Origin of the sequence: Geothrix sp. SG200, from assembly GCF_022808935.1 — a bacterium.
GTDB classification, from domain to species: Bacteria; Acidobacteriota; Holophagae; order Holophagales; family Holophagaceae; genus Geothrix; species Geothrix alkalitolerans.
Genome location: NZ_JAKZFR010000002.1, coordinates 103,400 through 125,878, shown reverse-complemented (window position 1 = coordinate 125,878; position 22,479 = coordinate 103,400). Strand labels below are relative to the sequence as shown.

Sequence of the window (22,479 nt, the reverse complement as noted above, 5' to 3'; positions counted from 1 at the left end):
AAAGGCCACGAATTCGCCTTCGCGATTTGCCTATACCCTTCGTGCCCTTCGTGGAGGCTTTTGAGCATTGCTCAGACTTGAAGGTATTCCAGGAGCGTTCCCATGCTGCGTCCCCCGCACCCCCAGATCTTCGCCTTCGACGCCGAGTGGGTGCCGGATCCTGCTACGGGCCGGCGTGTGCTGGACCTTCCGAAGGAGATGCCGGACGAAGAGGTGACGGAGCGGCTCTGGGCCTACGGCGGCGCCACGGAGGCGGACCCGCGGCCCTACCTCAAGACCATCCTCTGCCGCGTGGTGTCCATCGCGGCGGTGATCCGCACGGTGCGGCACGGTGAGGTCCAGCACAAGCTCTTCGCGCTGCCGGAGGGGCCGGAGGCCCTGGCCGAGGACGACCTGCTGCGCCGCTTCCTGGTGGCTCTGGGGGACAAGAAGCCCCAGCTGGTGGGCTTCAACTCGCGGGATGCAGACCTGCCCATCCTGGTCCAGCGGGCCATGGTCCATCGCCTCTCCATCCCCGGACTGGGCCGCAGCGCGGAGAAATGGGCGGCGGGGGACTTCTTCGACCGGTATGGGAACCAGCACATCGACCTGCGGGAGGTGACGGGGAGTTGGGGAAAGGCCTCGTCCACCCTCCACGAGCTGGCCACGGCCTGCGGGATCCCGGGCAAGCTGGGCACGGACGGGAAGAGCGTCATCGACCTTTGGCGGGCGGGGGACATCGCCGGCATCGTGCGCTACAACCAGTTCGACGCCCTCACCACCTTCCTGGTGTGGCTGCGCGCCATGACGCTGTCGGGTCACCTGACGCCCGAGCAGATGGAGGTCGAGGAGGTCCAGATCCGCGCCCTGGTTGCGCAGAAGGCCGCGGCGGATCCCGCCTTCAATCTCTACCTGGAGGGATGGGAGCGGCTGTCCTAGACCCGATGAGTCTGCTTACCACGAGAGGTAAGGGACGGGCCCCCACCAAGGTACCAAGAACTGCAAAAGCTCCCAAGGCGGGGAGTGCTCTCCTCTCTGGTGCTTTCTGACGGAGGCACACCAATCGGGAGCGTGGTTTTTCTTGGTGTCTTGGCGGTTTTCTTTTGGTTTTTGAACGCCGAAATAGGATGCATCCTCCCGGCGGGCCGCTAAACTGGCTCCGATTTCCCGTTCATCGTTTATTTATTCCAAGGGAGGACGTGTGAACAAGCGGCTTGCGGCGGAATTCTTCGGGACCCTCTGGCTGGTGCTGGGCGGGTGCGGCAGCGCGGTGTTGGCGGCGGCCTTCCCGGGGGTGGGCATCGGTCTCCACGGCGTGGCCGTGGCCTTCGGACTCACGGTGCTGACCATGGCCTTCGCCATCGGCCCCGTTTCGGGCTGCCACCTGAACCCGGCCGTGACCCTGGGGTTGGCCGTGGGCGGGCGCTTCCCCTACAAGGATGTGGCCGGCTACTGGCTGGCCCAGGTGCTGGGGGCCGTGGTCGCTTCGGCCATCCTCTACGTCATCGCCACGGGCAACGGGTCCGCCATCGGCGGCTTCGCGGCCAACGGCTATGCGGACCACTCGCCGGGCAAGTACGGGCTGGGTGCAGCCTTCCTGACCGAGGTCGTGATGACCTTCTTCTTCCTCATGGTGATCCTGGGCAGCACCGCCAAGAAGGCCGCGCCGGGCTTCGCGCCCATCGCCATCGGCCTCTGCCTCACCCTCATCCACCTCATCAGCATCCCGGTCACGAACACCTCCGTGAATCCTGCCCGCAGCACGGGACCGGCCCTGTTCGTGGGCGGCTGGGCACTCGGTCAGCTCTGGCTCTTCTGGGTGGCGCCCCTCCTCGGCGCGGCCGTCGCAGGCTGGCTCTTCCCCAAGCTCGAGGACTGAACCCCTCGAAGGTCCCTACAGCTTTCTCAGGATCCGCTCGATGCTGGTCGCCTTTCGGCCTTCGGTGGTGACCAGCACGGCGTGGAGCTGGAGGTCGCCTTCGGCCACTTCGTACTTGGGGCGCTGCACCCTGAGGAAGCGGCCGATGCTGGCTTCCTTCTTCATGCCGATGACGCCGTCGTAGGGGCCGGTCATGCCGATGTCGGTGACGTAGGCCGTGCCGCCGGGCAGAACCTTGGCGTCGAGGGTGGGCACGTGGGTGTGGGTGCCCAGGACGGCTGCGGCGCGGCCCTCCAGGTGGAAGCCCATGGCCTGGGCCTCGCTGGTGGCCTCGGCGTGCATGTCCACGATGACGAGGTCAGCCCGCTCCTTCTGGAGGATGGTGTCCACGCCCCGGAAGGGGCAGTCGCAGGCAGGCATGTGCACCCGGCCCATGAGGTTGATGACGAGAACCTCGGCCCCCGAGGGCGTGTGCAGCTTCACCCAGCCGTTTCCAGGCGTATCGGGTGGATGGTTGGCGGGGCGGAGCAGGCGGGGCTCCTGGCGGAAATAGGCGTCGATGCCCTTCACGTCAAAGGCGTGGTTGCCCGTGGTGATGACGTCCACCCCGAAGCGGTCGAACCATTCCCGGGCGATGGTGTCGGTGATGCCATGGCCGTGGGCGGCATTCTCGCCGTTCACGATCACGAGATCAGCCCCGGTCTCCCGGCGCAGCTCAGGCACGAAGGCCTCCACCAGCCTCCGCCCCGGTTCCCCCACCACATCGCCCAGCGCCAGGATCTTCATGCTTCCAGCCTAGCTAAAAAAGGGCGGCGCCGGAGCGCCGCCCTTTCGTGGTGCGGGTGGGACTAGAAGGCGAAGCGCGCGCCGATCTGGATCTGGCGGGCAGAGCCGACCCAGTTCTGGGAGTTCTCGAGGACCGGAGCGGCGTCGGTGCTGGCGGGGGTGCTGGTCTTGATGCGGGTGGACATGTAGGTGTCCTGGCGGTTCAGCACGTTGAAGACGTCCAGGGAGGCGGTAGCCTTCAGGCGCTTGGTGAGCAGGAACTCGCGGCGGAGGCCGAGATCCATGTAGAGGTTCGAGCCGGCCCGGAAGGTGTTGCGGCCCGAATCCACCCCGTTGGCGAAGAAGCGGTCATTGCTGGTGTTGCTGTCGCCGTTCATGTCCCGGTTGTAGGTCAGAGTGTAGGGAGTGCCGGTCTGGTAGCGGAAGGACAGGGAGAAGAGGATGCCGGTGACCTTCTGGTCCAGGGCGCTGAAGTAGCCGGTGAGGACCTGGCGGCGGTCGGTGTCGGCGTAGCCCCACTGGGCGCCCAGGTTCCCGGCGTCCTGGATGCTGATGCCCGAGTAGTTGCGCTCGTTGGAGTCGCTGTCCTTGTTGATGGCGTAGGTGTAGTACAGCTGGGCGTCGAAGGGGCTGCCGTCCTTGTGGTACTTCAGGCTGGCCGTGTAGGCGTGGTAGAGGCTGGTGGCATCCGAGAAATACATGCCCATGGTGCCGTAGGTGGTGTTGGGTCGGGCGGGATAGAGCAGCCGGCCGTAGGCGCCCATGGTGGGCGTGCCGATGTTGAGGTCGGCGGTGCGCTCCAGCTGGTTGCCCTTGGCGTAGGTGGCGGAGACGCCGAGCACCAGGTCATTGAAGAAAGCCCGCTCCGCGCCGAGGTTCACGCGATCGGTGTAGGGGTTCTTGAAGTCGGGGTTGAAGGTCCAGATGTTGAATGCGGGCAGCGGGGCGCCTGCCGGGAAGGAAGAGATCCAGTACGGGTTCGAGGGGTTGAAGGGAGCGCCGCCCGTGAAGGTGGTGGCGTTCCCGCGGGGAATGCCGAACGTCGTGGAGGCGGTGGCCCCCCTGAAGTCCACCTGGCCGGTCCGCACGCCGTTGGCGGCGTAGACCTGGTAGAAGAAGACGGCCGGTGTGGTGCTCACGTAGCGGCCGATGCTGCCGCGGACCACGGTCTTGCCGTGATCGAAGGCGGGTGTCCAGGTGAAGGAGGCGCGGGGCGAGAACTGGCTGTCGGAGGGGATCTTGGCCGAGATCGGCATGCTGGCGGCCAGCGGGTTGCTCATGTCCAGGATCGGGTAGTCAGGGTTCTCCTGCTTGTCCCACCGGATGCCCACCCCGAGCTTGAAGGTATCCGTCAGGCGCCACTCGGTCTGGATGAAGGCGGCCATCTGCTTGTAGCTGGTGTCGAAGAGGCCCGCCTGGTGGACATCCCCGCTCAGGCCGAAGTTCTGGCGGTAGGTCGACCAGTTACCGTTCCGGAAATCGGTGATGTTGTTGAAGAAGTAGACGCCCTGCCAGTTGCCGGCGAAGAACTCGGACACGTTGATGTCGTTGTAGTCCACGCCCGCCTTCACCTGGAAGGTGGGGGTCACGTAGCTGATGTTCTCCTGGAACTGCGTGCGCTTGGTGTTGTAGGTGCGGTCGAAGGGGTAGGCGCCGTAGTAGCCCACGTTGCTGATGCTGACTTCTGGCATGTTCGAGTAGGTAGACCTCGGCATGTCATCCTTGCTGAGGCTCACCCGGAACTCGTTCATCCAGTTGGCGCTGATCACCCAGTTCCACTGGAGGACGTAGGAGTCCGTCTTCACATTGTCGCTGGCCAGGTTTTCACTGGCGGCCGTGATGCTCGCGCCGGTCACGCCCTTGAAGTCCGAGTGGTTCAGCCGGAGCTGGATGTTGTGGTCGATGGTGGGATTCCAGTCGAACCTGAGGAAGTAGACGTCCGAATCCGACTTCGGGGAGTAGCTGCCGGTCTTGGACAGCAGGACGGCGTCGGCGGGATTGGCCGGATCCAGGGGGTACAGGCCTGTCGGCGGGTTGGTGCCGCCCCACTTCATGTCCACGGGGTCCTTGCGCCGCTGGGCGTCGTAGGCCACGAAGTAGAAGAGCTTGTCCTTGACGATGGGGCCGCCCACGCTGAATCCGAACTGCTCCTGCTGGAAGTCGCCCACAGGATAGGTCGAGGTCGACCCATTGGGCTGGCGCAGGGTGGGTCCGGCCTCCACCCAGGCCCGGGGGCGCTGGTAGTAGAAGAGGCTGCCGCTCAGGTCGTTGGTGCCGTTCTTAGTGATGGCGTTCACGTAGCCGCCGCCCATGCGGCCGAACTCGGCGCTGGCACCGTCGGTGATCACCTGGTACTCGCGGATGGCCTCGATGGAAATGGTGAAGGGCGTCTTGCCCTCGGCCGATCCGGTGGCGCCGCCGAAGAACGGCTCGTTGTTATCGCCGCCGTCGATGTTGATGGAGGTGTTCACGCCGCGCTGGCCAGCGATGGCGAGGTTGCCACGGCTGCTGTCCACCACCACCTGGGGCGTCAGGGTGGCGAGGTTGGTGAAGTTGCGGTTGAAGACCGGCAGGTTGGTGAGGTTGTCGGGGGAGACGATGGCGGCGGCGCTGGCGCGCTCCGTGTCTACCTGGGCCGTGGCAGCGACCACTTCGACCACAGCGCCGGTCTCGGGGGCGAGCTTGATGGTCAGGGGGGCGGCATCGCCGAGGTTCAGGTTCACCTTGACGTTGCTCGCGGTCTGGAAGCCGGCCTTGGTGACGGTCACGGTGTAGGGGCCCACCGGCAGCAGGGTGGCCAGATAGCGGCCTTCGGCGCTGGTCTGCAGGGTGCGGGTGAGACCGGTCTCGGCATTTCGGATGACCACGGTGGCTCCGGCGACGCCGGCGCCCTGGTTATCCAGCACGCGACCGCCCAGCTGGGTGGAGACACCCTGGGCCATGATGGGGGCCGCCGCCACGAGCAGGGCCACAAGGGATGAGCCGGCGAAATGCCTTGATCGCATAAGAAGTTCCTCCGTGTTCCCCAAAGAATAGCCAGGGGGGGCATCGCAATAAAAGGGATCTGTTGGTCAAGGAACGAAAAAGTCACATGCCGCATCTGAAATTCACAGGGGCGCCCGGCCGGCGGCCGTCCCGGTCACCGGGACTGTCCTGCTAGGCTTCATACATTCCTTGAGATATCAATGAAACTGGTCGCCCTCGCCTTCGCCCTCTTTTCTCTGGTGCCCCTGGCAGGCCAAGGGCCCGCCACCCTCCCGGTCACGGAGATCCGGGCGGGCATGAAGGGGTACGGCCGGACAGTGTTCCAAGGCGGCAAGATCGAGCGCTTCGATTTCGAAGTGCTGGGGGTGCAACGGAATGCCGCCCCGGGCAAAAGCCGCATCATGGTCAGGGCCTCCGGAGGGCCCCTGGCGGACACCGGGATCCTGGCGGGCATGAGCGGCAGCCCTTGCTACATCGACGGGAAGCTCATCGGCGCGTTGAGCACAGGCCTCCTCTTCGAGAAGGAAGCCATCGGCGGCATCACGCCCATCGCCGAAATGCTGGACCAGCTCCGGGATATCCCGGAAACTCCGCCCAGCCGCACACCCTTGATCCTCCCCAAGCTGGAGCCGCCCAAGGTCCTCAAGGCGGCCCTCTCCGGGCAGATGCTGGATTTCCGTACACTGATGGGCGAGCCGGACCCTCAGGCCATGCCCATGGCCATTGTGGGCAGCGCGCTCGGACCTGAAGCCCGCCGTCTTTGGGCCGGGTTCCCGGTCGCATTCGCAGCCGCGCCGGTCCTGTCCGGGGGCGCGCGGGAGGAGGCCAGCCCCCTCGAGCCCGGCGGGATGGCGGCCGTCACGCTCATGCAGGGAGACCTGGATCTGGCCGCCGCGGGCACCATCACCTACATCTCGGGCAAGCGGGTGCTGCTGTTCGGGCACCAGCTGTTCAACCTCGGGTCGGTGGATCTGCCCCTCTGGTCCGCCACCGTGGCGAGCACCGTGGCCAGCTACCAGAGCTCCTTCAAGATGGCCATGCCCGTGGCGCCCATCGGCGCTCTGCGGCTGGACCGCAGCTCCGGCGTCGCGGGCCTGCTGGGGGCCGAGGCGCGGATGGTCCCCCTCCGGATCGGCCTGAACCTGGGGGGCAAGCGCACCCTGAATTTCCGGTTCGAGTTGATGGACCACCCCGTGGCCACCCCGGCCCTGGTGGCCACGGCCGTGGCCCAGACCCTGGACGCCCACACTCGGGGCCTGGGGCTCCAGAGCCTGTCCATGCAGGGCAACATCAAGCTGGCCGGGCATCCTGCGATCCTGATCGAGAACGTCATCGCAGACCTGAACCCCTCGCGCCTCTCCCAGTACGTGGGCGCCATGCTCCAGGCCATCACGCTCAATCCCTTCGAGAAGCCGGTGTTCGAGGGGATCTCCCTCACCATCAAGGCCGAGGAGCGATTGGATCTCTCGGCCATCGCGGGCGTCCGCCTCCTCAAGGCACGAGCCAAGCGGGGAGAGATACTTCCGGTGCTGGTCACCCTCCAGAACATCCAGGGCGTGCGCGAGACCGCCACCTTCAACATCCAGGTGCCCTCCTCCGCGGCCAAGGGCAAGGCGACCCTCATGGTCGGCGATGGATTCAGCCTCATGGCGGCCGATCCGGATGAGCGCATGATCGAGGTGGCCAACCTGGGGGATGTGGTCCGGCTCCTGAACGGGGCCCTCCGGAACAACCACGCCTACGCGCTGCTGGTGCAGAGCCAGCCCGGCGCGGGGCTTCGCGGCAGCCGCATCGAGGGCATCCCGCCCACGGTGGCGAGCCTGGTCAGCGGCGATGGGGCCAGCAGCGACAACAAGCTCCAGCGGCGGATCATCGGCCGGGCCGTCCTGCCGCTCGACCGCGAGGTGCGGGGGCTGAGCCAGCTGGACGTGGAAATCGAGTGATGGACATGAATCGAAAGGGCACTATGCGCTGGATGACGTTTCTTCTCTCCGCGGTCGTGGGCGTGGCGGCCCTGGCGGATCAGCCCGTGGCCACCTTCTCCGGGTTCAACGACTGGCTGGGGTCCGAGACCCACGGCGTCCGCATCGGGGCGGACGGCCGGCTGCGCCTGGCGCCGAACCTGCGTCGCGTGGGCCAGCTGCCCGAGGGCGTGATCTGGGCGGCCGTTCCGGATGGCTCCGGGGGTGCCTACCTCTCCGCCGGCACGGACGGCAAGCTCTTCCACTACACCGGCGGCCAGGTGAAGCCCCTGGGCCAGGTGAAGGGGGGCATCGTGTTCGCCCTGGCGCGCCTGGGCCAGGATCTGATCGTGGCGCCCACGGGGGAAGGAAAGCTCTTCCGCGTGTCCCCTTCCGGCGACGTGAAGCCTTTCGCGGACATCGAAGCCCGCATCGTCTGGGCCCTGGCGGTGGATGGGGATGCCGTCATCGCCGCGGGGGGCTCTGAGAAGGGCGCCGTGCTGGTCCAGGCGCGGAGCGGTTCGAGCCGCCGCCTGGCGGAGCTGTCGGACGAGACGGCCTTCACGGCCCTGACGCCGGACGGGCAGGGGGGCTGGTACCTCGGCAGCCATGGCCGGGGCCTGGTGCTCCGCTACAGCCGCCAGGGCGATCGTCTCGAGACGTTGATGGATACGCCCTTTGAAGAGGTCCGCGCCCTGGCCGTGGCCGATGGACTGTTGTACGTCGGCGCGGACAATGGGCTCACGCCGAAGTTCAGCACCGGCCAGCTGGAGCGGCGCGAAGGCTATCTGCAGGCGGATACCGCCGCGGCCACGCGTTCGGCCGTCATCCGCCTGGACCGCGATCGGGTGCCCGAGACCCTGTGGCAGAGCGCCCAGAGCCAGGTCTACGCCCTGACTCCCTGGAAGGGCCAGCTGCTAGTGGGCACGGGCAACCGTTCCCGCCTCTTCTCGCTGCCCCTCGGCAAGGTCCGCGATACGGATCCCTTCGCCGTGGTGCAGGAGCTGGGCACGGCCCAGGCCACGGCCTTCCTGCCCTCCGGCGGGGATCTTCTCGTGGTGGGCTCCAACCCCGCCGAGCTGCACCTGCTGTCCGAAGCGCAAGCCACAGAGGGCACCGTCGAATCTCGGATCCTCAAGGGTGCGCCCCTGGCGGACTGGGGACGAGCCTACCTGGATGCCGACACGCCATCGGGTACCAACGTGGAATTCCAGTTCCGCACCGGGAGCACGGAAACGCCCGATGCCACCTGGAGCCCCTGGACGCCCCCCCTGCGCAGCGGCGAGCGTCCGGCCCTGCCGTCCTCGCGGTTCGCCCAGTTCCGCCTGCGCCTCAGCAGCACTCGGGGCGGCGCCACGCCGGTGGTGGAGACTGTGACGGTCCACTGGGCCCACCGGAACCTGGCTCCGATCTGGGAGGGTGTGGACACCATGCCTCCGGGCCTGGTCATCACACGCACAGCACCCCCGGATGACATCGGCATCGAGCGGGTGCCCCTGGAGACGCAGAAGCTCATCCCGGCCATGGGCTACATGGGTGCCGAGAAGCGCAGCTTCCGCCGGGGCGCCCAGAGCTTCGTGTTCCGCGTGAACGACCCCAATGCCGACACCCTCCAGTTCGCCATCCGCCTCGTGCCCGAGCGGGGTGCGCCGATCCTCCTGGAAAAGGCCTGGAAGGAGAAGTTCTTCAGCTTCGACACCCTGCCCGTTCCCGATGGCCGGTACCGCCTCGAGGTGACCGCCTCGGACGCGCCCACGGCGGCCTTCAACGCCGCCCTCACCAGCCTCTGGCGCACCTCCCCCTTCCTCATCGACCACACGCCGCCGGTCATTTCCGAGCTGAGCGCCGCCCCCGAGGGCGAGGGTGTCCGGATTCGCTTCGTGGCCCGGGATGAGACCTCCACCTTGAAGGAGGCCGCCGTCAGCGCGGATGGGGAACACTGGCTCCAGATCGTGCCGGAGGACCGGGTGTTCGATCAGAAGGACGAGCGTTTCGACGTGATCGTTCCCCGCGATGCCGTCCGCGGCGACCGCGTACTCGTGAAGGTCGCGGACCAGAACAACAACGAACAAACTGCTGCGACCACGCTTGGCGCGGTGGGTTCCAAGCGCTAGCCGCTTCATGCCCCAAAAAACAGGCGGGCCGGACAGCCCGCCTGTTTTTGGAGTAAGCGAAAAGCTACAACCCCTTGAACTGCGCGGCGCGCTTCTCCAGGAAGGCGCCCATGCCCTCCTGCATGTCCTGGGAGGCGGCGAGCAGGCCGAAGAGGGCGGCTTCGTACTGGAGACCCTGGTCCTGGGGCATCTCGAGGCCTTCGTTCACGGCCGCCAGGGCGCTGCGGAGAGCCAGGGGGCCGCGCGAGAGGATGGTCTTCGCCAGCTTCTCCGCGGTGGCCTTGAGATCCGCCAGCGCGACCACGCGACTCACGAGGCCCATGCGCAGGGCGTCGGCGGCGGCGGTCATCTCGGCGCTGAGGATCATGTCGAGGGCCACGCCCTTGCCCACGAGGCGGGGCAGGCGCTGGGTGCCGCCGTAGCCGGGGATGATGCCGAGGCTTACCTCGGGCAGGCCGAACTTCGCGTTCTCACTGGCGATGCGGATGTGGCAGGCCAGGGCCAGCTCGCAGCCGCCGCCCAGGGCGAAGCCGTTCACGGCGGCGATGACGGGCTTGGGCAAGGACTCGATGCGCTGGAAGACGGCTTGGCCGCGCAGGGCCTGGACCCGGGCGCTGGCCGTGTCGAGGGTCTTCAGTTCCGCGATATCGGCACCCGCCACAAAGGCCTTCTCCCCGGCGCCCGTGACCACCACCGCTCCCACCTCGGGGTCCTGCTCCAGGTCCGCGAAGGCCAACTCCAGCTCCTTCAGCACCTCGTTATTGAGGGCATTGAGTTTCTCGGGCCGGTTGAGGGTGACCCAGGCGATGCGGTCGGCTTTTTCGACGAGGACGAAGGACATGGGAGGCTCCTGGTTTGGGATCGGTGTCGAGCATTGTACGCTGGGGCCGGAGTGACCGATGTTCCATCCCCCGCACCCCGAGACCTACCGCGACCAGCTGCGCGCCTTCCTGCGGGAGGACTGGGGCACCCAGGACTGGAGCACGGCGGCGGTCCCGGACCGGCCCATGACGGCGCGCGTGGTGGCCAAGGCCGACCTGGTGCTGGCGGGACTTCCCATCGCGATGGAGGTCTTCCGCCTCACGTGCCCCGCGCTCAATGCCGATCTGGCCCGGCACGACGGACAGCGGGTCGGGCCGGGCACGGAGGTCATGCGCCTGCGTGGTTCAGGCCACGGCATCCTGCTGGCGGAGCGGGTCATGCTGAACCTGCTCCAGCGGCTGTCCGGGACGGCGACCCTCACCCGGAAGTTCGTGGAGGCGGTGGAAGGCACCGGCGCGCGCATCCTCGATACCCGGAAGACCACACCTGGCCTCAAGCTGCTCGAGAAGTACGCCGTGCGCTGCGGCGGGGGCGTGAACCACCGGCTGACCCTGGGTGATGGCGTGCTGCTCAAGGAGAACCACCTGGCCGCGGCAGGCGGGGTCCGCGCCGCCGTGGAAGCCGCCCGTCGGGCGGCCCCGAACCTGGTGAAGATCGAAGTGGAGGTGGAGACCCTGGGCCAGCTCAAGGCGTGCCTGGACCTGCCGGACGTGGACGGCGTGCTGCTGGACAACATGCCCACCGATCAGATGCGCGAGGCGGTGGCCCTGCGGGACCGCAGCGGCCGGCGCCTCTTCCTGGAGGCCAGCGGCAACATCACCCTGGAGCGGGCCCGCCTCGTCGCGGAGACCGGGGTCGACTTCCTCAGCGTGGGGGCCCTCACCCACAGCGCCCCCGCGGCGGACCTCAGCCTCCGGATGGATTGAGCTGAACCCCTGGCTTTACGGGGAATCAGGCACAGCAGGCCCAAGAAGAAGCCCGGCAAAGCCGGGCTTCTTCTTGGGGGCCCGGGGGTGTGCGCGCAGCGCGGGACCTCCGGACAGGATTACTTCACTTCCAGATTCCTGGCTTCCAGCAGATGGCCCAGGGCCTTCTCCAGGGCGGTTGCGGCCTTGGCATAGGTGATCTGGGCCTGGAGCTCGCTGCTCTTGGCCGTGTCCAGGTCATTCTGCTTGGAGAGCACCAGGAAGTTCGTGCTCATGCCGTTCTCGAACTTCTTCTGCTCGGCCTCGAGGTCCTTCTCGCGGAAGATCCGAGTCTTCTCGGCCGCGGCCACGCCCTTGGCGGAGGCGTCCAGGTTGCGGAAGGCCTGGCGGACTTCGAGCGTGATGCCCAGCTCCAGGTCGCGGAGGGTCAGCTCGCTCTGGCGGCGGTTGGCGCGGGCCTGGGCCTGGCTGCCCCGGGCCGCCCGGTTCTGAATGGGCATGGAGAACTGGAGGCCCACCGTATAGCCGGGGTAGGTGCCCTTTGTGAGGTCTTTGTTGACCGCGGTGAGGCCTTCCGACGGGATCTGGGAGGCGGCGTTGCCGGTGTAGGAGGCGAAGGCGTCCAGCTGGGGCAGGATGCGGTTGTTGGCGGCGGTCTCCAGGGCCTGCTTGGATTCCAGGTCGAGGCGGGCGGTCTTGAGCTCGAGGCGGTTGGCGAGAGCCTGCTTCTCGGCCGTGGCCTCGTTCAGTTCCAGGGGCTTGATGCTGGGCGAGTCGGCCGGCTCCAGACCCGCCGGGGGCCGCTCGGACGAGGGATAGAGGGCTCGGATGAGGGCGTCCTTGGCGTTCAGAACCTGCGCTTCGGCCGAGATGATGTCCTGCTCGCGCTGGGCCACGGAGGCTTCGGAAGAGGTCACCTCGATGGGGGCCAGAGTGCCCACCTGCACGCGAATCTGGTTCTCCTTGAGCTGCTTCTGGGCCAGGGCCAGAGCCTGCTGCTTGTTCTCCAGGTTCCGCTGGGCGAAGACCAGGTCCCAGTAGAGGGACTCGGTGCTGGCAACCAGGCTGATGATGGAGAGCTGGAAATTGAGATCCGCGGCCTGGGCGCTCTTGCGCGCCACGATGAGGCGGCTTTCGGTCGCGGCCCTGCCGAAACCCCTCAGCAGGCTCTGAGAGTAGGTGGCGGAGAAGCTGCCGTCGTAGGGATTGGTGGTGAAGGGCGTTTCCGGCCCGCCGTTCACGGTTCCCTTGCTGAACCGGTAGGTGGGCGCGTAGCTCAGGCTGAGGTTGCCGCCCCAGCCGAAAGCCTTGGTGGAACCCAGGGTGAAGCTGCGGTTGAACGTGGTGGTCTCGGAAGAGGTGAAGGGGCCGCCAAGGAAAGTCTGGGTCCGGCTGGCATCCTCCGACTTCCCGATGCTGAGGCTGCTGTTGAGGTTCCAGTCGAAGGCGCCCTGCTCGATGGTCAGGCCAGCCCGCGTGTAGTCCCGCGTCTCGACGGCGATCTGCACCTGCAGGTTGTTCTTCAGGGAGGTCTCAATGGCGGCCTGGAGGGTCAGCTTCGCGCCGGCGGGCGCGCCCGCATCCGCCTTGGGAGCTTCTTGCGCCACCAGGGAGAAGGCCACCAACAGGGCCGGGAGGATCAGGGGACGCGTCATCACCACTCCTTAGAAGAACAAAAAGAGCCGCCACGGGGACAAGGTGCCTACGGACCAGCTTGCAGGCCCGTTTAGGTGGCCCCGCACAAGCAGGATGCCTCCCTCGCAAGATGAGGGCAAGTGTTATTTCATCGTGCGTTGAAAAGAGCGTCTACTTCAAAATTTCCCGGGCGATGACCATGCGCTGGATCTCGCTGGTGCCTTCATAGATGGTGGTCACACGGACATCCCGGTAGAGCCGCTCGACGGTGTATTCCCGGGAGTACCCGTAGCCGCCATGGATCTGGACGGCCCGGTCGCAGATCCACACGGCGCTTTCCGTGGTGAAGAGCTTGGCCGTGGCGGCCTCCACGGTGCAGGGCTTGCCGGCCCCCTTGAGGGCGGCGGCACGGTAGACCAGCAGGCGGGCAGCCTGGAGACGCGCCTCCATTTCCGCCAGGTAGGTCTGGATCATCTGGTGCTCGCCGATGGGTTTTCCGAAGGACATGCGGGCCCTGGCGTAGGCCACGCTCTCGTCCATGGCCCGCTGGGCGATGCCCAGGGCCTGGGCCGCGATGCCCACGCGCCCGCCGTCCAGGCCGCCGAAGGCCACCTTCAGGCCATCGCCGGACTTGCCCAGCATGGCGTCCTCGGACACGAAGGCGTCCTCCAGGGCCACCATCACGGTCTTGCTGGAGCGCAGGCCCATCTTGGCTTCGGGCCGCCCCATGACCACGCCCGGCTGGTCCGCGTCGAGGATGAAGGCGCTGATGCCCTTCTTGCCCTTGTCCGGATCCGTGCGAGCCATGGTGACGAAGTAGCGGCCCACGCCGCCGTTGGTGATCCACGCCTTCGCGCCGTTCAGTTTCCAGCCTCCGTCCACCTTGGTGGCGCGGGTCTTGAGGGCCGCGGCGTCAGAACCCGCGTCGGGCTCCGTGAGCATGAAACCGCCGATCATCTCGCCGTTCGCCATGGGCTTGAGGTACTTCTGCTTCTGGGCTTCGGTGCCGAAGGCCAGGATCGGCCCGCAGGCCACGGAGTTGTTCACGCTCATGGTCACGGCCACGGAGGCGTCGGCATAGGCCACCTGCTCCAGGGCCAGGATGTAGCTGAGGAAGTCCACGCCGGCGCCACCGTAGGCTTCCGGCACGACCATGCCCATGAAGCCCATCTCTCCGAGCTGCTTCACGATGTCGCTGGGGAACTCGCCGCTGGCGTCCCGCGCCGAGGCTCCGGGTTCGATCTCGGACATCGCGAAGTCCCGCGCGGCGTCGCGGATGGCGGTCTGGTCCTCGGTGAACTGGGGGAACATGGGCGGCTCCGGTTGAACATCCCAGGTTAGCAAGGCGGGGTCTGGTGGCCTTGGCGCCGCGCTCCGCTAAGGTTGGAACCACAGACCGCCCATACCCAGGCTTGGGGATCCTCAAGCTTTCCGGGAGAGGGATGCGTTCAACAGCCGAGGGCCTTCTTCAGAAGCCCCAGCGCGGCTTTGGATCCCTCCCATTTCATGAGGGCCAGGGCCTCGTCCGGCGCGCACCACCTGAACTCGCTGTGCTCCAGGGGCTCCAGGCGGACGGGGGTCTCGGCGGACACCTCCATGGAGAAGCAGGTCTCCGTGTTGAACCTGGGCTCCGCGTCCGGGAAGTGCACGATGGCGGGGTCCACCCAGAAGCTGTGGGAGAGACCCAGGGGGCGCAGCGTGCCGGTGAGGCCCGTCTCCTCCATCAGCTCCCGGTGGGCGGTCTGCTCGGGCGTCTCGCCGGGCTCCATCATGCCCGTGACGCTCTGCCACCAGAGCCCGTGCGCCGGGACGCGGAGCATCATCAGGATCTCGGGGCCCACTGCGCCGCGCCGCCAGGTCATGGCGGAGACGCTGCGGCTGGGTTCGCGGACCGGACGCAGGTCCATGGCGAGGCAGGTGACGAGGTGGGCCTGGAGGCGGTCCGCCGCGACTTCCCAGGTGGGCGCGTCCTCGCCCAGCAGCGACTGGAGGCTGCAGACGCCCTTGTCGGTGAAGCCGCAGGGCGTGATCCAGCGGAAGTGGTCGAGGTTGGGGCGCACGTTGAAGGCGATGCCGTGGGTGGTGATCCAGCGGCTGAGGTGGAGGCCGATGGCGCCCAGCTTCTCGAGGCCCCGGGCGGTGTCGACCCAGATGCCGGGGGCGCCCTTGAGCCGGTCCGCCACCACGCCGAAGTCCGCCGCGGTGCGGATCATGGCCTCCTCCAGCCCACGCACCAGGCGGCCCACGTCTTCGCGCCCGCCCCGGAGGTTGCAGATGGGGTAGGCCACGATCTGGCCGGGGCCATGGTAGGTGACCTCGCCGCCCCGATCGGTGCGGTGGACGCTCACACCCTGGGCGGCCAGGAAATCGTCGCTCATGTGGATGTCCGCAGGCGTGGCGTTTCTGCCCAGCGTGAACACGGGATCGTGTTCCAGGAGCACAAGCTGGTCGGGATTTCCCGGCTCGCTCACATGGGCGGCCAGGGCCTTCTGCATGCGGAGGCCCGCGGGGTAGAACACCCGTCCGAACCGGCGGAGCTGGGCGGGACGGGGATTGGAGAAACCGACTTCGGACATGTCTCGAGTGTAGCCGGGGCGACGGGTCGCCTCCGCCTCTGGCATGATCGTTGGAAGGATGAGTCTGGATCCTTCCACCATTGGCCGCTTCAAGGTCCTCGGCACGCTTGGTTCTGGCGCGATGGGAATGGTGTATCTGGCAGAGGACCCCCTGCTCAAGCGGGCCCTGGCCATCAAGGTGGTCCGGGAAGGCACTGGCGACGCGGAGGTGCTGCTCCGCTTCAAGCGCGAGGCGGAGATCTCCGCCCGGCTGAACCATCCCAACGCCATCACGGTCTACGACGTGGGCGAGGCGCAGGACCTGGGGCCCTATCTCGTCATGGAATACGTGGAAGGAGAATCGCTGTCGGACCGGATCCGGCGCGGCCCGCTGGACCCCGACGAAACGGCGGGTCTGCTGATCCAGGCCGCGGATGCCCTGGTCGCCGTGCACGCCCTGGGGATCCTCCACCGGGACATCAAGCCCGACAACTTCATGGTGGCCAGGGACGGGCGCCTGAAGCTCATGGACTTCGGCATCGCCCGGGGCGACCAGACGGGACGGCTGACCACCACATCGACCTTCCTGGGCACCCCGGCGTACGCCGCCCCGGAGGTACTGAACGGCGAGAGGGCCACTCCGGCCGCGGACCGCTGGGCCCTGGCGCTCACGGCCTTCGAGATGCTGACGGGTACGCTTCCGTTCGCGGGAGACAGCGTCGGAGCAACCCTCTACCGGATCGTGCACGAGGCCCCCGTCTGGCCACCGGATTTCCCTTCCGGTCTGGCCGAGGTCTTCGGGAAGGCCCTGGACAAGAACCCGGAGAAGCGGTACCCGGACCTCTCCTCATTCCTGGCGGCCCTCATCGAGGCGCTGCCCCTGCCCCCGGAGCGCCGCGCGGCCCACCTGGCCCAGCTGGCCTCCACGGCTCCGGTGAAGGCCACGGGCACGCTGAGGCTCGAGCACCCGGCCGCCGCCTCTCCACAGCGCCGATGGCTCTGGGCTGGGGGCGCGCTCCTGTCGGCCCTCGCGCTCGGGTTCCTGGTGCTTCGGCCCGAACCCAGCCGGGTGCTGTCCATCGAATCGAAACCCGGGGGCGCCGAGGTGTTCCTCGACGGTACGTCCCTGGGGCGGACGCCGCTGCGTCAGGTGGTGGTGAAGGGAAAGGCGAACCTGCTCCGCCTGGAGAAGCCAGACTATCTGCCCTTGGCCTATCACCTGAAGACGGAGGACAAGGACCTGACCCTCCGGCTCCAGCCGGCGCCCTTTCAGGTCCAGGTGGCCACCGAGCCGGCGGGCGCCGCGATCCTGCTGGACGGAGAGCCCAAGGGGAAGACGCCTGCCGCCATCGAGATTCCCGGAGAGGGCAGCCACCAGCTTCGGCTCGAACTGGAAGGGTACCAGCCCTGGATCGCGGTTCCGGAGCGGCACCGGTCCCTGCCGGAACCCATCCAGCTCCAGAAGCACCGGGGGAAGAAGGGCGCCGGTGACGGCAAGATCCGGAAGTTCTTCAAGGGGATCTTCCAGTAGAGGCCAGTCCTCGGTCCCCAGTCTTCAGCCTTCAGTGAGATATGAATGCGGCCACAGGCCGCGTTTTCTCTTCAGCACGGGCATCAGCCCGTGCACCTGAGGACTCAGGACTGAGGACTGAGGACCAGATTCTCCGCCATCATGGACCCATGGCGAGCGTGATCGTGGTGGGCGGTGGTGCGGCGGGGCTGGTGGCGGCCTGGCGGGCCGCTTCGCAGGGGCACGCCGTGACGCTGCTGGAGGCCAACGGCCGGCTGGGCGTGAAGCTCCGCATCAGCGGCGGCGGCAAGTGCAACATCACCCATGACGGCCCACCGAAGGCCCTGCTGGCGGCCTTCTCCGGGGACCAGGCCCGCTTCCTTCGTCCCTCCCTCCATGCCTTCGGCAATGGGGCCGTGCTGGAGCTGCTGCGTCGGGAGGGCGTGGAAACCTACACCCGGGAGAACGGCCGGGTGTTCCCCCAGGACCGCCCCGGCAGCGCCGCAGCCGTGGTGGCCGCCTTTGAGACCCTCGTGCGCCGGGTGGGCGTGGCCGTGCGAACAGGGGCCCGCGTGACCGCGCTGGAAGGCAGCGCGCCACGTCTGGCGGCTCTGCGCGTGGGCGAGGCGCGGGTGGAGGCGGATCACGTCATCCTCGCCACCGGTGGGGCGAGCTATCCCGAGACCGGCACGCGGGGGGAGGTGCTGGGGTGGCTGAGGGGGTTGGGCGTCCCCGTGAAGCCCTGGTTCCCGGCGCTGGCGCCCATCCCGCTGGCGCGTCCGCGCCCCGCCTGGGAGGGCGTGGCCCTGAGGAACGGCGAGCTGCGCCTGTGCGCGGGGCCCGCCGGGCGCCGGCTGGCCGCCTTCGCGGGGGATGTCCTCTTCACCAGGACCGGCATCAGCGGCCCCGCCGCCCTGGAATTGAGCCAGGCCGTGGAGCGTGCCCGTCGCGGGGGTGCGGCCTGGCTGGCGCATGCCAGCCTTCTCGAGGCGCCGGAGGCGGTGGACGCCGCGCTCCAGGCGGAGGCCCGCGCCAATCCGCGCCTGCGGGCAGCCACCTGGCTTCAGCGGCATCTGCCTGAGCGGGTGGTGGAGGATCTGCTGGCGGAGGCGGAAATCGGTCGCGACCTCATGCTCAAGGACCTCTCCAAGGGCGGGCGAAGGACACTAGTGGGCCTCGTCACGGCCCTGCCACTCGGCGCGCCCCAGCCCGTTCCGCTGGCCCGTGGCGAGGTGGCGGCGGGGGGCGTGGACCTGGCCGCCGTAGACCCGCGCACCATGGCCCTGCGCGGTTGGGTGAACCTGAGGATCTGCGGCGAGCTGCTGGACCTCGACGGCCCTGTGGGCGGCTACAACCTTCAGGCTGCCTTCAGCACCGGGTACGCGGCGGGGACGATCTAGACCTGTTTCGCCAGGTCCAGGACCAGCTCGCAGAGCCGGGCTGCATAGCCTGTCTCGTTGTCGTGCCAGCCGAAGACCTTCACGAAGCGCGGGCCGAGGGTCATGGTGAGCTCCAGATCCATCAGCACGCTTTCCGCCCGGCCGGTGATGTCGCTGCTGACCGCGTGGGGCGGGGCCAGGTCCACGAGGCCCTTCCATGGGCCGGCCACGGCGGAAGCGAAGGCGGCATTCAGGGCGGCGGCATCCGCCTCGCGGTGGAGGGTGGCCACCACGTCCACCAGGTTGACGTTCAGGGTGGGAACCCGGAGCGCCACGCCGTCGAAGGCGGGCGGAAGATCCGGCATGACCCGGTGCAGGGCTCCGAAGGCGCTCGACGTGGTGGGGATGATGCTCAGGAAGGCAGCCCGGGCGCGGCGCAGGTCCTTGTGGGGCAGGTCCAGGAGGCGCTGGTCGTTGGTGACCACATGCACCGTACTCATGCCCGCGTGGTCGAGGCCGAAGGCGTCGTCCAGGATCTTCAGCATGGGGGCCGTGGCGTGGGCGGTGCAGCTCGCGTTGGAGATCACCTGGTGGCGGGCCAGGTCGAGTCCGGACCCGTTCACGGGGGCGATGACGGTGTAGTCCGCGTCGGGGCTGGGGGCGCTGATCACGACGTGCGACACGCCATTTTTGAGATGCCGGGTGGCGTCGACTTTCCGGGTGAAGCGGCCGCTGGCCTCCACCACGAGGCGGGTGCCGGCCGGGAAGGGGATCAGGGCCGGATCCGCGGCGTGGAAGAGGGGCACCCGGCGCCCGCCCAGCAGCAGGAAATCCTGCCCGCCCTCGGTGAGACCTTCGATGGTCTCGAGGCTGAGGCCGTGGACGGAATCATAGCGGAGCAGGTGGACGAGCTGGTCCATGGGGGCGGGGTCGTTCACGGCGCCCAGCGCGCCGGGCTGGGTCGACGTCAGGCGACGCACCAGCAAACGGCCGATGCGGCCGAGGCCATTCAGGGCTAGGGCGGTCATCGGCTAGAGGCGCTCCAGCAGGTGGACGCAGAGGTCCTTCAAGCGGGCGGCGTAGCCGAACTCGTTGTCGTACCAGGCGAAGACCTTGACCAGCCGAGGTCCCAGCACCTTCGTGAGGTAGGGATCGTACAGGGTGCTGGCGGTCCGTCCCCGCAGGTCCGCGCTCACCAGCTCCGCGTCGAGCACCTCCAGGTAGGGCGCCAGGGGACCGGTCTCGGCGGCCGAACGGTAGGCTTCCTGCACCGCTTCCAGGGTGGCGTCGGACTTGAGGGTGGCGGTGAGGTCGACGATGCTCACATCGGGGGTGGGGACGCGCACCGCCAGGCCGTCCATGCGGCCCTTGAGGTGGGGCAGCACCAGACCGATGGCCTTGGCCGCGCCGGTGCTGGTGGGAATCATGCTGAGGGCCGCGGCCCGCGCCCGGCGGAGATCCTTGTGGGGGAGGTCGAGGACCCGCTGATCGTTGGTGTAGCTGTGCACCGTGGTCATGAAGCCGTAGTCGATGCCGAAGGCCTCGTCCATCACCTTCACCAGGGGGCCGAGGCAGTTCGTCGTGCAGCTCGCGTTGGAGATCACGTGCTCGTTCGCGGGATCCACCGTCGATTCGTTCACGCCCATGACGATGGTGCGGTCCGCGTCGCCGGAGGGCGCGCTGATGATCACGTGGCTGACGCTGCCCTGGAGATGGACGGCGGCCTGAGCCCGCTTGGTGAACTTCCCGGTGCATTCCAGGACCACCTGGGCTCCCTGGGCCCCGAAGGGGATGAGCTGGGGATCCTTCTCCGCGTAGACCCGGATGCGGCGCCCGTCCAGCACCAGGTAGTTCCCGTCCGAGGCCACCGGAAAGTCCGCGGGACCGTGCACGGAGTCGTACTTCATCAGATGGGCCAGGGTGGCGGCATCCGTGAGGTCGTTCACCGCCACCACGCGCACATGGGGCACCTTCATGAGGTGCCTCAGCACCAGCCTCCCGATCCGTCCCAACCCGTTGATGGCCACCTTCTTCATGGCGCCCTCCGATTCCCAGTTGTACCGATCCGGGGCGGTCCTGTCGAAGGAAAACCCGGCGCGGTCTACGAAATGAAAAACCCGGCGGAGCCGGGTTTTCGTCCCCGGGCGGAAGAGAGGTCAGCTGGCGAGGCTGACGCGCTTGAGCCGGCTCGTCGGAGCCTCCAGCTTCTTGGCGAGCGTGTTCCGATGGATGCCCAGTTCTCGGGCCGCGGCGCTGTGGTTCCCCTCGTGGGTCGCCAGCACCTCCTCCAGGTACACCCGCTCGAATTCGCGGCGCGCCAGCTCCAGAGGCACACCGCCACGCACCATCTCCGCCACGAGGATACGCAGCTTCTCGCGCATTCCGTCTTCTCCATCATCTGTATCGGGACCAAGAAGGTAGCACCGCGATGAAAAGAGTGAAAGCCCCGTGACAACCTCAAAACGCAGGCGCAGACTGTGGAAAAGTGTGTGGAATGCCTGTGCATGAAATGGGAGCTGATGTGCGCAAGACCAAACTCGTGATGACCTTGGGACCCGCCCTGATGCAAGGCGACCGGTTGCGGGAATCCCTTCGCGAGGCGGATGCGGTCCGGCTGAATGCCAGCCATGGAGATCCTGCGACGCGCCTGGAGGCCCTCCAGAAAGTCCGGACTCTGGCTGCGGAACTCGGTCGCTCCATTCCCGTGTTCCTGGACCTGCAAGGTCCGAAGTGGCGGGTGGGCCTGCTGGAAGCGCCCGTGGACCTGGCCGAGGGAACCGAAGGAGTCTTCCATGCGCCCGGCGCCACTGTTCCCGCCGGCGCGGCCTGGGCCGCGCCCCTGCCGCATCCCGAGCTCTTCGAGGGCGCGGAACCTGGCCAGCTCTGGCTCCTGGACGACGGCGCCATCACGGTGAAGATCCTCGCCAAGGGCGCAGACCTGCTGAAGGCCGAGGTGGTCATCGGCGGCCCCCTCAAGGCGCGGAAGGGCGTCCATCCCATCGGCATGGACATCAATGTGGATCCGCTGACCGAGAAGGATCACGCCGACATCCGGTGGGGCGTGGAGCACGAGGTGGACCTGTTCGCGCAGAGCTTCGTCCGCCGGGCCTCCGACGTGCAGCAGCTCCAGGCCATCATCCAGCACCTGGGCGGAACCCAGCCCATCATCGCCAAGATCGAACACCCCACGGCCCTGGCCCACCTGGGCGAGATCCTCGACGTCTCCTGGGGCGTGATGGTGGCCCGCGGCGACCTGGGCGTAGAACTTGGCGTGGAGCGGGTTCCCGGCCTCCAGAAGGAGATCATCCGGGCCGCCCGCAAGGCCCTGAAGCCGGTGATCACCGCCACGCAGATGCTGGAGAGCATGATCGAGCATGCCCAGCCCACCCGTGCCGAGGCCAGCGATGTGGCGAACGCGATCTGGGATGGGACGGACGCCGTCATGCTCAGCGCCGAGAGCGCCACGGGGGCTCATCCCGTGGAAGCCGTCCAGTGGCTGGCCCGCATCGCCGCCGAGGCGGACAGCAACGTGAAGCAGCGCACTTCCACGCTGCCCGACGAGCTGGCCGAGAAGGTGCTTTCCCGCACGGACATCTCCGTGGCCTTCGCCGCCTGCCGCACGGCGGATGAGATCAATGCCCGCTGGATCGTGGCCTTCACCGAGGGCGGCGGCACCGCCCGGATGGTGAGTCGCCTGGCGGGTCGCACGCCGGTGCTGGGCGCCACCGTGGACGAGGTCACCGCCCGTCGCATGGGCCTCCTGCGGGGCGTCACGGCCCTGCTCATTCCCCGGGTGAGCAGCACGGACGAGATGGTGTCCGTGGTGCGCGAGCTGCTGGTGGCCAAGCACGAGCTGGGGAGCCTCGACCGCGTGGTCATGACCATGGGCCTGCCCTTGTGGAAGACCGGCAGCACGAACACCATGAAGGTGATGACCTTCTGAAGGAG

Annotated in this window: 17 protein-coding genes; 8 read left to right on the top strand and 9 right to left on the bottom strand. The window is 67.8% G+C overall.

Annotated features, from left to right (window positions below; genetic code table 11):
* Positions 1-102: 102 nt before the first annotated feature.
* On the top strand, positions 103-918 hold the full coding sequence (locus tag ML539_RS05895) for a 3'-5' exonuclease (RefSeq protein ID WP_243321601.1): 816 nt from the start codon (positions 103-105) through the stop codon (positions 916-918).
* Positions 919-1,159: 241 nt separating this feature from the next.
* On the top strand, positions 1,160-1,858 hold the full coding sequence (aqpZ, locus tag ML539_RS05890) for an aquaporin Z (protein WP_347710745.1): 699 nt from the start codon (positions 1,160-1,162) through the stop codon (positions 1,856-1,858).
* A 15-nt stretch (positions 1,859-1,873) separates the two neighbouring features.
* Here the strand turns inward: aqpZ and ML539_RS05885 are convergent, their stop codons facing one another.
* Together ML539_RS05885 and ML539_RS05880 are read right to left on the bottom strand one after the other, a co-directional pair.
* Entirely contained in the window at positions 1,874-2,644 is a 771-nt protein-coding gene (locus ML539_RS05885) for a TIGR00282 family metallophosphoesterase (RefSeq protein ID WP_243321598.1), read from the bottom strand.
* Positions 2,645-2,706: 62 nt separating this feature from the next.
* A complete protein-coding gene (locus ML539_RS05880) occupies positions 2,707-5,649 on the bottom strand; it encodes a carboxypeptidase regulatory-like domain-containing protein (RefSeq protein ID WP_243321595.1) in 2,943 nt (980 codons plus the stop codon).
* A gap of 180 nt (positions 5,650-5,829) precedes the next feature.
* On the opposite strand from ML539_RS05880, the gene ML539_RS05875 reads away from it, so the two are divergent.
* Both ML539_RS05875 and ML539_RS05870 read left to right on the top strand, forming a co-directional pair.
* Positions 5,830-7,572 (top strand): SpoIVB peptidase S55 domain-containing protein, encoded by a 1,743-nt coding sequence (locus tag ML539_RS05875; RefSeq protein ID WP_243321594.1) that lies wholly within the window; start codon positions 5,830-5,832, stop codon positions 7,570-7,572.
* 32 nt (positions 7,573-7,604) lie between these two features.
* Positions 7,605-9,704 (top strand): hypothetical protein, encoded by a 2,100-nt coding sequence (locus ML539_RS05870; protein ID WP_243321592.1) that lies wholly within the window; start codon positions 7,605-7,607, stop codon positions 9,702-9,704.
* 64 nt (positions 9,705-9,768) lie between these two features.
* On the opposite strand, the gene ML539_RS05865 is transcribed toward ML539_RS05870, so the two are convergent.
* Positions 9,769-10,545 (bottom strand): enoyl-CoA hydratase-related protein, encoded by a 777-nt coding sequence (locus ML539_RS05865; RefSeq protein ID WP_243321590.1) that lies wholly within the window; start codon positions 10,543-10,545, stop codon positions 9,769-9,771.
* A 58-nt stretch (positions 10,546-10,603) separates the two neighbouring features.
* On the opposite strand from ML539_RS05865, the gene nadC reads away from it, so the two are divergent.
* Positions 10,604-11,452 (top strand): carboxylating nicotinate-nucleotide diphosphorylase, encoded by an 849-nt coding sequence (gene nadC, locus ML539_RS05860; RefSeq protein ID WP_243321588.1) that lies wholly within the window; start codon positions 10,604-10,606, stop codon positions 11,450-11,452.
* 119 nt (positions 11,453-11,571) lie between these two features.
* Here nadC and ML539_RS05855 read toward each other — a convergent pair whose 3' ends face one another.
* From ML539_RS05855 to lipB, 3 genes are all read right to left on the bottom strand, one after another.
* The gene (locus ML539_RS05855; RefSeq protein WP_243321586.1) at positions 11,572-13,107 is read right to left on the bottom strand and encodes a TolC family protein; all 1,536 of its coding nucleotides are present in this window, start codon (positions 13,105-13,107) and stop codon (positions 11,572-11,574) included.
* 151 nt (positions 13,108-13,258) lie between these two features.
* Complete coding sequence (locus ML539_RS05850; protein ID WP_243321584.1) at positions 13,259-14,398, bottom strand: acyl-CoA dehydrogenase family protein; 1,140 nt, start codon at positions 14,396-14,398, stop codon at positions 13,259-13,261.
* Between the two features lie 137 nt (positions 14,399-14,535).
* Complete coding sequence (gene lipB / locus ML539_RS05845) at positions 14,536-15,663, bottom strand: lipoyl(octanoyl) transferase LipB (RefSeq protein WP_243321582.1); 1,128 nt, start codon at positions 15,661-15,663, stop codon at positions 14,536-14,538.
* A 58-nt stretch (positions 15,664-15,721) separates the two neighbouring features.
* Between lipB and ML539_RS05840 the strand changes: the two genes are divergently transcribed.
* Entirely contained in the window at positions 15,722-17,173 is a 1,452-nt protein-coding gene (locus ML539_RS05840; protein ID WP_243321580.1) for a serine/threonine-protein kinase, read from the top strand.
* 149 nt (positions 17,174-17,322) lie between these two features.
* A complete protein-coding gene (locus tag ML539_RS05835) occupies positions 17,323-18,552 on the top strand; it encodes an aminoacetone oxidase family FAD-binding enzyme (protein ID WP_243321578.1) in 1,230 nt (409 codons plus the stop codon).
* On the opposite strand, the gene ML539_RS05830 is transcribed toward ML539_RS05835, so the two are convergent.
* From ML539_RS05830 to ML539_RS05820, 3 genes are all read right to left on the bottom strand, one after another.
* Positions 18,549-19,559, bottom strand: a complete 1,011-nt coding sequence (locus ML539_RS05830; RefSeq protein WP_243321576.1) for a glyceraldehyde 3-phosphate dehydrogenase NAD-binding domain-containing protein — start codon at positions 19,557-19,559, stop codon at positions 18,549-18,551. The two genes, ML539_RS05835 and ML539_RS05830, sit on opposite strands and share 4 nt — an antisense overlap.
* Positions 19,560-19,562: 3 nt before the next feature.
* Positions 19,563-20,567 carry a type I glyceraldehyde-3-phosphate dehydrogenase gene (gene gap / locus ML539_RS05825; protein WP_243321572.1) on the bottom strand — a complete coding sequence of 335 codons (1,005 nt, stop codon included), beginning with the start codon at positions 20,565-20,567 and terminating at the stop codon, positions 19,563-19,565.
* Positions 20,568-20,687: 120 nt separating this feature from the next.
* On the bottom strand, positions 20,688-20,912 hold the full coding sequence (locus ML539_RS05820; RefSeq protein WP_243286319.1) for a helix-turn-helix domain-containing protein: 225 nt from the start codon (positions 20,910-20,912) through the stop codon (positions 20,688-20,690).
* 140 nt (positions 20,913-21,052) lie between these two features.
* Between ML539_RS05820 and pyk the strand changes: the two genes are divergently transcribed.
* A complete protein-coding gene (gene pyk, locus ML539_RS05815) occupies positions 21,053-22,474 on the top strand; it encodes a pyruvate kinase (protein ID WP_243321570.1) in 1,422 nt (473 codons plus the stop codon).
* The last annotated feature ends 5 nt before the right edge of the window (positions 22,475-22,479 follow it).